General features: G+C 49.9%; 12 protein-coding genes and 1 pseudogene. 7 read left to right on the top strand and 6 right to left on the bottom strand.

Going from position 1 to position 13765, the window contains the following annotated elements:
• A pseudogene (locus tag GOW98_RS04410) lies at positions 1-213 on the bottom strand (recombinase family protein); the annotation flags it as partial.
• Between the two features lie 676 nt (positions 214-889).
• Here GOW98_RS04410 and GOW98_RS04405 point away from each other — a divergent pair.
• The 3 genes from GOW98_RS04405 to GOW98_RS04395 all read left to right on the top strand — a co-directional run bounded on the left by GOW98_RS04405 (position 890) and on the right by GOW98_RS04395 (position 4481).
• On the top strand, positions 890-2497 hold the full coding sequence (locus GOW98_RS04405; protein ID WP_170329842.1) for an amidohydrolase: 1608 nt from the start codon (positions 890-892) through the stop codon (positions 2495-2497).
• Positions 2498-2540: 43 nt separating this feature from the next.
• Positions 2541-3098 carry a hypothetical protein gene (locus GOW98_RS04400; protein WP_170329841.1) on the top strand — a complete coding sequence of 186 codons (558 nt, stop codon included), beginning with the start codon at positions 2541-2543 and terminating at the stop codon, positions 3096-3098.
• A gap of 363 nt (positions 3099-3461) precedes the next feature.
• Positions 3462-4481, top strand: a complete 1020-nt coding sequence (locus GOW98_RS04395; protein WP_170329840.1) for a helix-turn-helix domain-containing protein — start codon at positions 3462-3464, stop codon at positions 4479-4481.
• Positions 4482-4528: 47 nt separating this feature from the next.
• Here the strand turns inward: GOW98_RS04395 and GOW98_RS04390 are convergent, their stop codons facing one another.
• The 3 genes from GOW98_RS04390 to GOW98_RS04380 all read right to left on the bottom strand — a co-directional run bounded on the left by GOW98_RS04390 (position 4529) and on the right by GOW98_RS04380 (position 7099).
• The gene (locus GOW98_RS04390) at positions 4529-5044 is read right to left on the bottom strand and encodes a hypothetical protein (protein ID WP_170329839.1); all 516 of its coding nucleotides are present in this window, start codon (positions 5042-5044) and stop codon (positions 4529-4531) included.
• A gap of 234 nt (positions 5045-5278) precedes the next feature.
• On the bottom strand, positions 5279-6238 hold the full coding sequence (locus tag GOW98_RS04385) for a hypothetical protein (protein WP_170329838.1): 960 nt from the start codon (positions 6236-6238) through the stop codon (positions 5279-5281).
• Positions 6239-6400: 162 nt separating this feature from the next.
• On the bottom strand, positions 6401-7099 hold the full coding sequence (locus tag GOW98_RS04380; RefSeq protein ID WP_170329837.1) for a GAP family protein: 699 nt from the start codon (positions 7097-7099) through the stop codon (positions 6401-6403).
• Positions 7100-7433: 334 nt separating this feature from the next.
• Here GOW98_RS04380 and GOW98_RS04375 point away from each other — a divergent pair, with 334 nt between their 5' ends.
• Positions 7434-7583, top strand: a complete 150-nt coding sequence (locus tag GOW98_RS04375) for a hypothetical protein (RefSeq protein ID WP_170329836.1) — start codon at positions 7434-7436, stop codon at positions 7581-7583.
• The gene (locus GOW98_RS04370) at positions 7570-8004 is read left to right on the top strand and encodes a hypothetical protein (RefSeq protein WP_170329835.1); all 435 of its coding nucleotides are present in this window, start codon (positions 7570-7572) and stop codon (positions 8002-8004) included. Before GOW98_RS04375 ends, GOW98_RS04370 begins: the two co-directional genes overlap by 14 nt.
• A 316-nt stretch (positions 8005-8320) precedes the next feature.
• On the opposite strand, the gene GOW98_RS04365 is transcribed toward GOW98_RS04370, so the two are convergent.
• Both GOW98_RS04365 and GOW98_RS04360 read right to left on the bottom strand, forming a co-directional pair.
• Entirely contained in the window at positions 8321-9661 is a 1341-nt protein-coding gene (locus GOW98_RS04365; protein WP_170329834.1) for a mechanosensitive ion channel family protein, read from the bottom strand.
• Between the two features lie 488 nt (positions 9662-10149).
• On the bottom strand, positions 10150-11691 hold the full coding sequence (locus tag GOW98_RS04360) for a hypothetical protein (RefSeq protein WP_170329833.1): 1542 nt from the start codon (positions 11689-11691) through the stop codon (positions 10150-10152).
• 552 nt (positions 11692-12243) lie between these two features.
• Between GOW98_RS04360 and GOW98_RS04355 the strand changes: the two genes are divergently transcribed.
• On the top strand, positions 12244-12828 hold the full coding sequence (locus tag GOW98_RS04355) for an outer membrane protein (RefSeq protein WP_170329832.1): 585 nt from the start codon (positions 12244-12246) through the stop codon (positions 12826-12828).
• A 220-nt stretch (positions 12829-13048) separates the two neighbouring features.
• Positions 13049-13696 (top strand): sulfotransferase family 2 domain-containing protein, encoded by a 648-nt coding sequence (locus GOW98_RS04350; protein WP_170329831.1) that lies wholly within the window; start codon positions 13049-13051, stop codon positions 13694-13696.
• Positions 13697-13765 lie beyond the last annotated feature (69 nt).

Raw genomic sequence — 13765 nt, 5'->3', positions numbered from 1 at the left:
TCCTACTCCCGCAACCACTTTTACCGAACACAGTGTCGAACAAGCCGCCTCAGGGCGGCTTTCGTCGTTCTGTGCCAGACCAATCATCGCTGAAAGTGCACCCTCCAGTTCGATCTGCACGCCATCCCGTTCATGTTGGATCGTAACACGTTCGATCAGACCCCGGATGATCTCCAAAGCACCTGTGCGGATCGACGGGTCCGATAACGTCATCCCGCACCGACGCGGCTCCTTCTGGCCCAGTGCAGAAACTCGACTACGGAACCCACCGGTCGACGGACGTCTTCAGGCACTAGTAGGACCGGGGACCGCTGAGACTGTGCGGTGTTAGAGCGGGGCAGGTGAGAAGCCTTCGGGGAAGCGGCTGGCCTCCGACAAAAGGCAACGCTCGAATACGAACCTGAAAGTGAAGGGCCTTCTCCCACATGACGGGGGGAAGGAGCGGGGGCCGGGGTTGTCTAGAACGTTTGACGTCTCCGCGCTGTTTGGCTTAGCTCACCTCAGCATGCCTAGCTTGCACACTTTGTGAAAATTAAACTTGGGCGCAACATCTGCCTGCCTCAGTTCACGCCAGTACCATCTGCACTATAGCAGTTCACCGATTGCTGGGAAAATCGTGCGAGCCGCTCTGAGAACGTGACTCTGAAATTGTTTTGCAACTGAACCCTTTGACAAGCGGATGGGCGGTAAGGCGAACAAATTCATTTGACATGCATACATTTTGTTTCATGCTTTATTGGGTAATTTCTTTGGGTTGGCAGTGTGTGCGATGAAGTGGATGATGATAACAATCGGTTTGTTAACTTCTCTCGCAACCAACTCCGTTGCTCAGACTGCGCGCCTAAACCCTACAACGGACTATGCGCTTATTAACGGCGAAATCCACACAATGGATGAGGCAGGAACCGTTGCCGAAGCCATCGGGATTAAAGGAAACGAAATCGTCTATGTCGGCGACGCGGCGGGCCTTGCGAATGTGATCGGGATTGGCACCGAGGTAATCGATCTGCAAGGCACGATGGTCTTGCCGGGCTTTGTTGAGGGGCACATGCATCCCACAGCAGGTGCGCTAATCATGCGAGGGGTGGACCTTCAGGTCGACGACGTCGACGGTATCCTTGAGCGCGTGCGGGCTTATGCCGAAGAAAACCCGGATCTTCCAATCATCCACGGCTACGGGGTGCGGCTTCACCTTTGGGAAGACGGCTACGGCACGAAGGAGATGCTGGACGAGATCGACTCCGATCGCCCAATATACCTCTGGGGTGTGGATGGCCATCAGGCCTGGGTGAACTCCAAAGCCTTCGAGATCGCCGGGATCGACGAAAACACGCCCGAAACGGTGCCTGGATTCTCCTACTTTCGCAGAAACGAAGATGGCAAGCCCGCCGGTTGGATTGTTGAAGTTCCGGCGCAGTTGCAGGTACTCTCGAAGCTGATCGATCTGAATATTGAATACACTGAGGCTGGAGTTCGTGAATGGTTGCCTCGGTTCGCGGCTGCCGGAATTACGACCGCTCATGACTATGGTGTTCAGGGCCTTGGCACGGAGGAAGGTTTCCAATTGATGACGGATCTGGCCGAGGCCGGTGACCTTCCTATCCGGGTTCAGGGCAATTTCTATTGGAATGATCCGAACATCGACCCGATCCCGTTGGTGGAATCTATTAGGGAGCAATTCAACTCCGAGTTTGTCACCGCACGAGGCCTCAAGATCAACATGGACGGTGGCGACGATGCCTATAGCGCTCTTTACACCGAACCCTACAGTGACAACCCGGACGCCGACCCATCCCCCATTATTCCCTATGACGTCCTAAACGATGCTGTGGTGCGTGCTGATGCGGCCGGCATCAACGTCGTTTGCCATTGCTTTGGGGATGCCGCAGTGCGGGCAGTTTTAGATGCTATTGAAATGGCGATTGAGCAGAACCCGCCACGTGATCGGCGCAATGTGATCAGCCACGCGATGCTGGTTCATCCCGATGATATTCCACGCTTTGGGGAACTTGGCGTGACGTGGGATTCCACCGGCGCATGGATGAGCCGTGATCCATCGTTGGAAAGTATCTCTGTGTCTCGCCTTGGTGAAGAGCGGATTCAGAGGTACGTTCCGATGAAGGCGATTTCAGAGGCTGGTGGAAACGTGTCCTTGGGCTCAGACTGGCCTGCCGCTGGCTATATCTCGGAATACCGCCCGTTGGTGGCGATCCGCACCGCGGTGATGCGCCAACTTCCGGGACGCGACGACGTACCGCCGCTGGGTGGCGAGGAAGCACGTGTGCCGGTTGACCTCGCAATCCGCGCGAACACGATCAACGCAGCGTACGGTATGGGGCGTGATCACGAAATTGGCAGTATCGAAGTCGGTAAACTCGCCGACCTCGTTGTATTGTCCGAAAACCTCTACGAGATCGACCCCAGCACAATCCACGAAGTCGATGTGCTCTACACGATCATGAACGGCGAACTGACCTGGGATCATACGAAACAGTAAAAAGCCACCATTCTGGTATTCAGCCTCCGAAAGGAGAATAGAAATGAAGCATGTCTTGAGAGCTTTTTTGGCTGTGTGTTTGTTGTTTGGCGGAGTGGGGCAATCCTTTGCCTGCGGGAACCCCCTGCTTTGGGCACTTCTTTTTGAACACCATCCAGAGGCCAAGGTTGCGTTTCAGGCGGACTTAGACGGTAGGAAGGCTGGCATTGTTCAAGCTAGGCCATTCTTGGGAAGGCCCGGCGTCTCATACCATTCCTGGTCCATCAAGTCCTTGAACAAGCTCGCGCAAGAGATGGCTCCTTCAATTTCTGCAAATTTGCGAGAAGGTGAGACATTTACTGTACTCTTGGCAATTGAGGTCGCAGCCATACGCTTTCGTGGCGGGGATAGTGCGCCTGAAATTATTTCAGCTGCGCAGATAAAGACCATTTCCGAGTACGACGTCACGACAACAGTTAATGTACTTCATTCGGGCTGGCGGAATTCTCTCGCCTATGACGCAATGGTCGAGAATGATCTTTTAATTCTAGCGACTCCTGAGGCGGGTGAAACGATCGCCAGCCTTTTCGGCACAATGTCCAATGCTTCGCTGCGCCCCTGAAGGTCTTGTGGTTATGGTTTTCGGCAGAGCTAAAAAGAGTCTGATCAACTTAGTGGTGTCTGTGTCGCGATAGATATTCGCCTTTTCAGAGGTGCCAAGCCCATCGTGAAAGGTCGCGGAATAAGTAGAGTTCGGACCATTTCAATACCGATCTTGTCAGTTGATTTGACCGGCACCCTTCCTTTGCCAGCAACTGCCTCTGCGCTGGAAAGAACTAGGCCATCAGCAAAGCGCCTGTTACCGTTTCTGGGCCCTATTAGTGTCAGTTTTGCAATTGGTGTTGGATTGTCGTTGAATTATCAAAACTCGTAGCTCTGGTAATATTCTGTATCAGAACTGCTTAGCCTTTTACTGGAACAGCTTATGGGCGTCGACAATACGTGGCTGAGGCATTTTGCTGGGGCGTTTGAAGAACGCGCTCCGGATGCCAGCGTATTCAATGATGTGATAAAGGAATCTGGGCTAATACATAGTGAACTAAAGGAGGCTACGCATAAGATTGATCCGTACAAAGAAGGTGAATTTGTTCGTCTCGCTTGCGACCAGTTGAAAAACCCTGCATTTGCCACCGTGGCTGGCTTAGAATTTAAATCACCGCGCGACATTGTCTGGTACATAGCAAAATACTCAAGAAATCTAAGGGAAGCCATTGAAAACGCGTCGTTTTATGGTGCTTTGGTTGATGATACTATTGACTACGGTCTGGTTGTGTCAGGAAATTGTGCTTCCCTTCAGATGCAAGTTACTGACAGCGGACTCGTCAAATTCCATCGACGGACCGAGTTTATTGTTTTCTCGGCGCTTTCGCTAATGCGTGTGGTTACGAATACTCCTGTCCAGCCTCTGGAGGTTCGGTTCCAACATATGGTCAAATCAGCAGGACCCGATATTCAGAGAGCCGCCGGGTGCACTGTTTCCTTTGATTCCGAGAAGACGGAACTCATCTTGACGTTATCATCTCTCGACCTTCCGATACCAACTTATGATCCAGCTCTCAAAGAACACCTGTCTGACTACGGCGACAAACTTTTGAAAGAAACTGCCGGGTGTGAACCTAGTACACGAAGCAGGGTTGAAGCACTGCTTTTGAACGCGTTGCCCGGGCAAATGCCGAGTGTGCAAGAAGTGGCCGTAAATGTCGGTCTCAGCACACGATCATTGTCGCGGCGCCTCAGTGAGGAGGGCGTGAGTTTTCGTAGTATTGTAAGTCATATCAGGTGTGATCTTGCGAAGACGTATCTCAAGGACGGGTTCGGCATCGGAGAGCTTGCATTTTATCTGGGTTTCGCCGACCAGCCCGCTTTCTCCACTGCATTCAAACGTTGGACCGGTTTAACACCGCGCGAATTTCAAAGGCAAAACCAGGCTGACACATCGTCCTGACTGTTGCCGTTGGAGTGGAGCCAAATATAAGATACGCTTCCGTTTCATTAGTGTGTAACCGAGGAAACTTGGGTGACTACACAATCCGAAATCTGTGGTGCTTTCCACAGAACAAGCTCATTTGGTTCACCCTTTTTAATGACCATTGCCACCGCACTTTTGGGGACTCTAGTTTCAAGGATGATCGGAGTTTTGGCTGTTAAACCGTGACATCCAATTGCATAGTCTAATGCTGCATCAAAGTTTGTTGTCCAAGACAACCCGACTTCCTTTCCGAGACTTTGACCGCGATAAACCGAGATCTCTCTGGGAAGCTGATGCCATTCTGCAGTTGGAATCCAACATGACCTTCGCTTTTCGGCGTCCATTGCGTGAACAAACATGGTGTGGTTAACTTTTTCGAACCCACCCCACAAACCCTGCAGCAAGGGCCAGAAATCCGCGCTGGAGATTTCATTTTCAAGCAACATTTCGACAACGGCATCTGCCCGCTGATCGGCTTCGTAGTGTCTGTTCAAATGCATATTGATTACTTCGACGGCACTGACTGCTTCGGTCTTCATGACTGACGCTCCAATTCTATCTCTGTAACTTGCAAAGCACCCTGTGTGGCGCTGTCATCCAATATTGGTTGGGAGTGTCCATTCATTCATTTGAGTTCCCGCCAAAAGTTTTTCTTTTTAGGCCAAAGCGTGATGAAACCGTACACATCCATGATTGACCGAGGGTTTGACCGCAGTGATCTTACCTTTCGACGATGACTATTGGTTTTGGTCAGAAAAACTCTGAATGCGGCACTAAAATCTGAGACCGAGCCCTATGGAAAACCCGTCGAAATTTTCCGCAACAACACCGTTCAGCATTATTCGCCCAGCTTTGACTGCAGGGATGCCTAATCGGCTCGTGTCTAACTCAACGCCAACGCCTGCGGTTGCCAGCCAGTCTGTATCCAGAACCTCAGCGGCATCCCCGTGGTAGTACACCAATCCTGTATCCAGCACGAGCTGGGTCGATAGGTTGAAGAGGTCCACATTCTTCAATGGATAGCGGTGACGTGAAAAAAACGTTGTCTGATTGGAATTTGCTTTGGCGTCCCCAGCCTGTGGTTCATCAATTGGATGAAATTCAAGGAATGTTTTGCGAAACCGGTATTCAGCTTGCCAAAGGCCATAGCTGGCTTCTCGATAGAGTCCGACAGACGCACCTACACCCAGTGCATTCAAATCACCATCAATTGGGTCATTTGTCCCTGAATTGAGAGGCAATATTGGGAAGTCTATGATTGATGCATCTGCGGTAACGTGACCGACCGAAAAATGACCGACAGGACGAAGGTGCCAGTTACTACCTAATGGGAACTCCCAGCCAATTCCAACGGTGGCGGCCACGCTTGCCCAAGTGACGTCCACATCAACGTCAGGAGCGATTTCGGGAAAGATGTCAACCGGGTTGTAGACTTGGTAAGCTACAAGTCCTTCAAAGTAGAGGCCGTTTTCAAGCGGATGAAAACCACCCCGAAGCTGAGTGGACCGAAGGCTGTTGGTGTCACCTGATGCTCTTAAGAAAGAAAGCGAAGACAGTGTCTCATTCGGCGTTGCGGCAATGCTCAAGACCGAAAGCGCTGCGCGTGCGGCTGCTTCTGATGCATCCGGATCAACAGTTTGCGCAGTCGTGGCAGATGCGAGACCCCAAATTGCAATCGACGTACAAACCTGGGGCGCCTTCAGTAATAGCTGACCGGGCTCTTGACGCTTCACCTGTTTTCGTGTGCCCTTCCTAGATTGCGTAGGCATGAGTGTCAGCGCTTGTAAAATGTGCCCCAATCGGACCCGTTCGGCTGCTTGTATTCGTGAGAAAGATCTCGACATAAAAAAGGGTGCTGAGAAGCAGAAGACCGTTTCTGAGCAATATGTTTGGCATCAGACCAAACCGGATCCAGTCAAAAAGTATTTGATTGCGTCAACTACAAACGCCAATCCCAAGATGCCGAACAATAGCGGGACAAACCACGACGCAGTGGTGCTTAAAAACCGATTTAGCGCTTTCAACTTGTCCACAATCGAATTTCCCGCAAGAGCATATGCAAGCGGAATAAGTGCAAACGGAAGCGCATAAAAAAGATTGTAGATCAGCAAACCCACGGGTTTGGATTGCACGTTAAATCGGAACATCTCATTGATGAAACCGAAGTACGGTACGGCAAATGGCATACCTACAATACAAAGTGTTGCGCCCATTACGAAGGATGGAAACACGCCTTCTTTCTGCTGGCGGACCTCGGAACGGGCTGATTGTTTTTCCATTTCGGCACTTGTGCTCACCCGGAAAGCGAGGCTGAGAAGAACCAAGCCGAGAAGAAACCCAATGACGAAATTGATAGGCGTCGGATTCGCGAACCCTTTGACGACAAAGTCCACTACCGGACTGAACAGTTCCGCAAGCCCGTAGACGATCAGCATCCCCATCACAAAGTACGCGATTGAATGACCCAAGATAAGCGCGATGCTATTTGCAATTGGTCGGTTCCCGGTCAGAGCAAAAGCAGTCGCAGCCAGAAGAACGGGACTGACGACGTCAACCAACAAAATTGGTATTCCAACCACCCAAATGTCACTCATTTTCTACTCCGTCCGGTCGGTCTTTTGCCTGTCTGGGAAACTTCGACGACTTTTGCTTTGCCTGCTTCCAACTTCTACGAAAGGAAAAGGTCAAAAGACACAGTGGCCTCTGCCCTAATCCCCTTGCTCCTTGCTCTCTTCGGAGAGCTATTAGCCTAATTTGGTGGCCTTACATCACCAGTTTATCCATCTTTCATTTCGCTGCAAATTCTGAGCTTTTGAGGCCCTACACGCAGACACTGTTATCCCTTTTTGTGTAGTTATCATGCAGTTATATTCTCAATGCGGTGCCGCCCCAATTGAGAGTGAAACTGGGTATCCCAAAAACTCGGTAGTGGGTTGGCAAGCAAAGCTGCCTGCTTTCCCACAAGATTTTTTTGTAGTTTACGGTTACGCTACAGTAGGAAACCTGCTGTTTGCAGTCACTCTTTCCCACTTCTGTTTTGTGAAAACGGAAACAGGAGCGAAAGATGTCTCAATTTGAACTTCTGGAGATCTTAAGGGATCAATACCCTTCAACCACTGCTGCTGCTCATAGTCTTGTGCTGAAAGCATCAGAACTGAGGATAGCCCGTGAGAACAAAACTTGGATTGATTTTCAAGGATTCGAAAAAGCACAAGTCGCGTTCGAAAACGCAATGTGGGAAGCCTTGCTTTGGGCCGCTCGGGAATCTCGAGAAACAAGCGCAGAACGGCTGTTCAAGTTCATGGCCAACTTTTTTGCTCAATTTGCGCTGGCTTGCCCTAGCTGGAATAGCGCGTTGCCTCAGGTAACTGACTTTTTGCTCGAAGCTAGCGAAAAGGAGGACTCAATACTAGTCGGCGCGCTTGCTCAGGTTAAGGGAGAGCATTTGGTGGTGAGAGGCGTTGGTCGACCAGAGCTAGAGAATACACTCCAGGCTTGAGCCTTTAGGCTTTGGACGAGGAAACCAGGCCTGAACAAAAAACAATTAATCGCCCGAACGGAACAATTTGCAACGAGATAGCGTGATTCTATCGGGCGGTTTCAACAAATGCGATTGATTTCGCTGATGCGATCATGCTGCAAAGGTTTATCAAAAATATCTAGGCGGTTTATCGACCACACACAAACCGTGCACGTTAGTACTTAGACATCAATGCGTCGCGACCAATCCCGGTCGCGTGAAAATCCACATAAGAAACGGCTCGAAACCGTTCAGACAAACCGAACCACCTCTAAGAAACAAGCTCGGGGGCATTTCACTTGTCCGACGAAGCTACTTCCTTGGTGTGGACATGCACGTCCATTTGTGGGAACGCGATAAAGATACCATTATTCTGCAAGCGGGTCTTGCCAATCTCTGTCAGGTCCCACATCACATCCCAGTAATCGTCGGTTCGAACCCATGGTCTGCAATAGATGTTCACGGAAGACGGGCCCAATTCACCGACGAATATCTTCGTTTCCGGATTTTTCAGGCAACGTTTGTCTGCCTCAACTATCTCAAAAAGGATCGCTTTAGCGCGCTCGATATCATCGGTGTATCCAATTCCGAAAACAAGATCGACGCGTCGCACTCGGTACTTGGTGAGGTTCTCCATCGACCCTTGCCAAATGGACTGGTTTGGAATCTGTACCAACCGATTGTCAAAAGTTCTGAGCTTTGTCGAAATTATGTTTACGTCGACGACCGTTCCAATTGTTTGATTGATAGATATAATGTCGCCCTTTGTATAAGGGTTTGTTGCCTGTAGCAAAAAGCCGCCAATCACACTTTGAAATAAATTTTGCAGCATGAATGCCACAAGGAAGCCAAGACCACCGATAATGGCAGTTGTCACGCCGATATTTACACCAAGTCCCCACAAAGCGAAAAACAAGCCAAGAACAAGAATGCTCCAGCGAATAACATTTGGAATCACTACTGCAGCAATTTCATTTTCTTCGTTGCGGCCGCGCAGCAATCGGTTTGATAATCTTTTCAGAACCCCGCTGAGCAGAAAAGCAACGACCAAAACTAAGATCGCTTGGAAAAGCCCGCTTAATGCCCTGAGCCCACCCCTGCCGGACATCACCCAGTCCCATGACAGATGAGCAATGGCTGACCATTGGTATGAAAGCAATAGCTCACCGATAAAGCCCTTGATAAACCCTTCGTGCTTTTTCAGTTCCTCTTCAGGACCGCCTTTTCGATCCAAAGCGTAAACCACGGTGATGTAGTTCTGGAGGTCACCAATGTTTTTTTGGTTCGTCGCCTTTATCTCGTCTACGAGTCCTGGGACCTGTTCATCGGCGACAGTTTCCAGCTGCGTTAAACCCTCTGCTATTCTAGCGAGGTTTGTTTGAACCCGGCGTTGCCAGATATCTGCAATCTCTGAAAGATCGTCTGCACCCAAAGCGACTACATGCCGGGATAGTACGTCTTCGTTCACATTTGCCTCGCTCGCTATTGCAACTGAGTTTTGATACGGGTCCGAGTGGGCGAGTTGCTGTGCTTTCGCTGTTCCCAAATCCAGCAATAGAATTAACGCGACAAACAATGCCGTAGTACTAACCGAAGCCACTGCTCTGATGGTAATTTGAAATTGGACCTGCTTCATGTGTCTACTCGCAAAAGTTTCAGTTTATTGTGGCACACAATGGTATTGTTCCCGCAAGAAATACTGTTCCAATAGACAATACCGTTGCGGATCGGCTGAGGTTAATTGCGTCTTCAATCATCAGCGACAAACGGCTCTTTCATTTGTTGCTTCACAGTCAGGGTAGCATAGATTGCCAGGAGCGTATGGCCTGCTTGAACTGCGCTGATGGCCCTGAGTTCGCATCTCACGCTGCGGCAAAACCCTAAAATCCATCGCTATTTTCGACGGCTACCAATAGAGCTTGAGGCTTCAATTCACTTGTAGGCTTTGGTCTGTCGCGCTCACAAGCGCCCAGAATGCCATTGATCTGTTCTCCACTAATACGGCTTCTGTTCATCGTCTGTCTCCACGGTTGGAGAACAGGCTGGCTCCAAATCGAGGACTTTTCAGGGAGCTGGTCAGGGCCCTTCCAGCTCGGCACCAGTTTCGCTAAACCAAACTGAAATCTAGAAGGAACGTAAGTGTTTTGTACCTTCCCTTAGCAGCTCCACCACGCCAGATGCATAAGGAAGATCATCAAGATACTCTTCGAGAGAAAACTTTGTAGTAGGGAAGTTGGACAGCGCGTTCGTTGCCAGTTTAGTCTCACCCGCCATGCCGTGAATAGCAGCGATCAACAACCAGTCGCCTGCGTGTTCACGAGCATCAATCCGCTGCACTTTTTCTGAGGCCTTTGCGTAGTCTCCTTCCTGAACATCGTCCAAGCAAAGTGTGATATTTGTCCAGATCGGCAAAAATGGATTGATGTCCAAAGCCTGCCTTACCATTTTCCCGCCTAACTTAATATCACCAACTAGCGCAATCCAAGCGCCAGCCAACGCAATCAGCAATGCACTGTTTGGATTGGCCTGAATTGCAGCCTCAATCAAGCGATTGAACCTTTGGGTGTCTCTGGTCAGTAGCGCATAAATTGCGGCTGCAAATAGAGCCTCTTGACATTGAGGATCCAGAGTCACTGCCTTTTCAGCATGCATTCGCCCCTGTTCCAGAATGTCTCTCAGGCGTTTTTGGCCTAATGCCACTTCCTCTACATATCCTAACGCCATAAGCGCGTGGGCCAGTCCACTGGCATCATTGCTCTGAATGGCAGAGCGCGTCAGATCCATCATTTGCTGCAAGCTGCTCGATCTCGAAGTGCGAACGTGGGCATGAAAAGCCAAAAGAGCTTGATAGGTATTACCCCAGGCCAGCGAGCGGCTTGCCAAATGACCTGCGGCGTCGGCTGCGACAACTCCATAAGCATCAACCAGCTTTGTCGCGCATTGTTTCGCAATTTCTTCCTGGGCTGTGAAAGGATCGGAGGCGTCTGGAACAATATCACGCCGGTCGGCCCACAAAACAGAGTCGTCAACGGTTCTTCTTAGTTGCACAATCAGGCGCAGGTTGTCCTGATCGTCCCGCACGGAACCATTCAGAACATAATCGCAAGAGGGTAAGGTTTCCGCCTTAAAACCATCTGGGTACTTGTCTGAATACCCGGTTAAAACACGGATATGAGCGAAACGCGCAAGTTCCAGAGCCAGTTCCTCAGGAAAGCCCTCTCGGAAAAGCTTCGCGCGAGACGAATCTGAACCGTCAAAGGGAGTGATCCCGAGAACAGGCCACCCTTCATGGAGCACTGCAGACGATTTTTGCAGTTCGGCGTTTTGGGTGTTTATTTCAAAAAGTGGGCGGTACTGCCCCTTAGGGACAGATATTGAAACCGGGTCGTTGTTGCCTGTCGTCAGGTAATAATAGTCCAATGCCTTTCGCAGCTTGACGGCTTCAATCCTAACGACCGGATCAGAATTAGGATCAAATTCAGCGCCTCTTCCGAAAACATCCATTGCCAAAGCAGTGCCCCGTAATTCGTCACCGCGGCCTTCAAGTTCTCGATGAACAAGGTGCTCGAAGAACGCCTTTGTTCGCGTACTGCACGGGAAATTCTCAGACGTTGTGATACGTTCAAGTTGTTTCAGAATACCCGCCTTATCGACATTATCCGCCACGACTATTCTCCTGCACTTTCGCGAAGCAACGTGTGTTGACCACAACTACTGTATAGCAACATGTAATTTCCTACCGTCAATTCCTTCTCCATCCCATCTTTGAGCCACAGAAGTTGTTTACGTTGGATCGAAGGAGGCTACTTATGACACACCGATGGATGATTACGGGAATTGTCACGCTTGCGGTGCTAGTGACGGTTGTTTCAAAAGTTTATGACGCTGACTTGGTGCAAGAATTTCAGCATCAGTCGATTAGCGGGGCTTCGGTAAGTCCTGGAGTGTTGTAACCCCCGATCTAAAAGCTTTGTCACGGAGACTCTACCCTTTGTCAGTGAGTTCTCACGTCAGTAGTCAGGTAAAAGGCGATGAAACTCAGAACTATTAGAAACTCACTGTGACTTAATCTTTTCGAAACCAGTGTAAAGCATTGCTGCTTCGACACGCTGGGTGCCGTATTTCTAAGGTTGTAGAACCACCACCCTATAACAATGCGGTGAATCTGCGCTAGGCTAGGGGTTCAGGTAAGTTGTTAAGGATTTGATCATTATGACAATGAGCACCCACGCTGTAGTTCTCATGGTTGCTGCGATTTATCCAGCAGTCTCAATCGCGGGCAATGCTGAAGTTTCTCAAGTCTTATCACCGTTTAAAACGCCTGCTGAACTGCCTGCGTCAGGCGTTGACTGGACGGGTTTCTCCTTCGGTTTGGAACTTGGCTATGCTCTTGATGTAGAAGGCACCAGCAGTCCGATTTACGGGGCGAAGCTGGCCTACGATTACGATTTCGGCAGTTTTACACTTGGTTACATCTTTCAATACACCCGACTAGAGCAAGATATTGATGCTGGATTCGAACTCGTTTCATACACTCGTCTTGGTGCGCGTGGTGGCATCGACAGAGGACTGAACTTGTTCTACGCCAGCGCTGGCTACGCTGAAATCGACACGCACGCCGCCGGCAATACGAACCCTGGCGACGGCAGCGGTTATTTCGTGAGCCTTGGCTATGAACGCTTCATTCGGGAAAAGCTCACCGTTGGGGCCGAGTTGGTGTATTCTGAGTTCTCAGATTTTAACCGCGAGTTTAGAGACGTGGATCTGACCGCGCTTTCTTTTTCATTGAACTACAGGTTCTGATCCCGTGCGGGATCCTTCCCCATTCAATACTCCGGTGCGAAATGGGTAGTATCAGGGCCGCGTAGACAACCATTGAGAAGGAGATGGGCGATGATATCGACATTCTTCCGACACTATTTTTTGCCCACCACCAGTGTGTACCAAAACACCGGAGTATATCGCGCCAGACCTTCGGCGCATCGCTCAGCACGCGTTATCGACAAGGAGGCGTAGCAAATCTGTGCCAGTCTATCCCAAGCTTAAGACCGTATTCGTTCATATTCCGAAAACTGGGGGATCAACGGTCTCTACAATTTTGCGCCGTCCGAGTCATTTTAGTCTGACCAAACATGATCCTATTCCAGCGATCGACAAACACTCGTCAGTGTTCGTGAATCTGCAACACTTGGGACCGGATGCGGAGGACTACTTTAAGTTCAGTTTTGTTCGGAACCCTTGGGACCGTTTGGTCTCGGCATACCATTACATCATCGCGCGGCGCGAGAAATTAGAGTCGGTGACAAACAACGACACTTTTGAGAGCTTCCTATCTTCATTCATTGAAGAGCCCTCAAAGTATCTGGAAATACCATATTTCAAACCCCAATCTGATTTTCTCGTGGATGACAATGGAGAAATGCCGTTGGATTTTCTGGGTCGCTTTGAAACCTTCGAGAAAGACCTGAGCGTTGTTCTTAGGGAGATCGGCGGTCGGCGTATGTTCTTCAAGCATCGGAAAAAGTCGAAGAGGAGAGACTATCGAGACTACTATTCTGCTGAAAGCAGCAAAGCAGTCGGTGAGGTATACATCCGTGATGCTGAGAATTTCGGGTATGTTTTCAATGACGGCTTAATTCGCAAAAAAAACTTTGGTCTTCGAAAATTGTAGTTTCGGGGTCGGCAGACAAAGTGCGGAGTTGTTTCTGCTCTGATATTGAAGTTGCCCTGAATGCTGTGG

Source organism: Ruegeria arenilitoris (assembly GCF_013032445.1).
Classification (GTDB): Bacteria; Pseudomonadota; Alphaproteobacteria; order Rhodobacterales; family Rhodobacteraceae; genus Ruegeria; species Ruegeria arenilitoris_F.
The sequence above is the reverse complement of the archived record's forward strand: the minus strand, read 5'-3'. Positions and strand labels throughout refer to the sequence as shown.

Excerpts from the sequence above, each read along its gene's own strand:
- GOW98_RS04405 (WP_170329842.1), top strand. The coding sequence starts at position 890 with ATGGATGAGGCAGGAACCGTTGCCGAAGCCATCGGGATTAAAGGAAAC.
- GOW98_RS04400 (WP_170329841.1), top strand. The coding sequence starts at position 2,541 with ATGAAGCATGTCTTGAGAGCTTTTTTGGCTGTGTGTTTGTTGTTTGGC.
- GOW98_RS04395 (WP_170329840.1), top strand. The coding sequence starts at position 3,462 with ATGGGCGTCGACAATACGTGGCTGAGGCATTTTGCTGGGGCGTTTGAA.
- GOW98_RS04390 (WP_170329839.1), bottom strand. The coding sequence starts at position 5,044 with ATGAAGACCGAAGCAGTCAGTGCCGTCGAAGTAATCAATATGCATTTG.
- GOW98_RS04380 (WP_170329837.1), bottom strand. The coding sequence starts at position 7,099 with ATGAGTGACATTTGGGTGGTTGGAATACCAATTTTGTTGGTTGACGTC.
- GOW98_RS04370 (WP_170329835.1), top strand. The coding sequence starts at position 7,570 with ATGTCTCAATTTGAACTTCTGGAGATCTTAAGGGATCAATACCCTTCA.
- GOW98_RS04365 (WP_170329834.1), bottom strand. The coding sequence starts at position 9,661 with ATGAAGCAGGTCCAATTTCAAATTACCATCAGAGCAGTGGCTTCGGTT.
- GOW98_RS04355 (WP_170329832.1), top strand. The coding sequence starts at position 12,244 with ATGAGCACCCACGCTGTAGTTCTCATGGTTGCTGCGATTTATCCAGCA.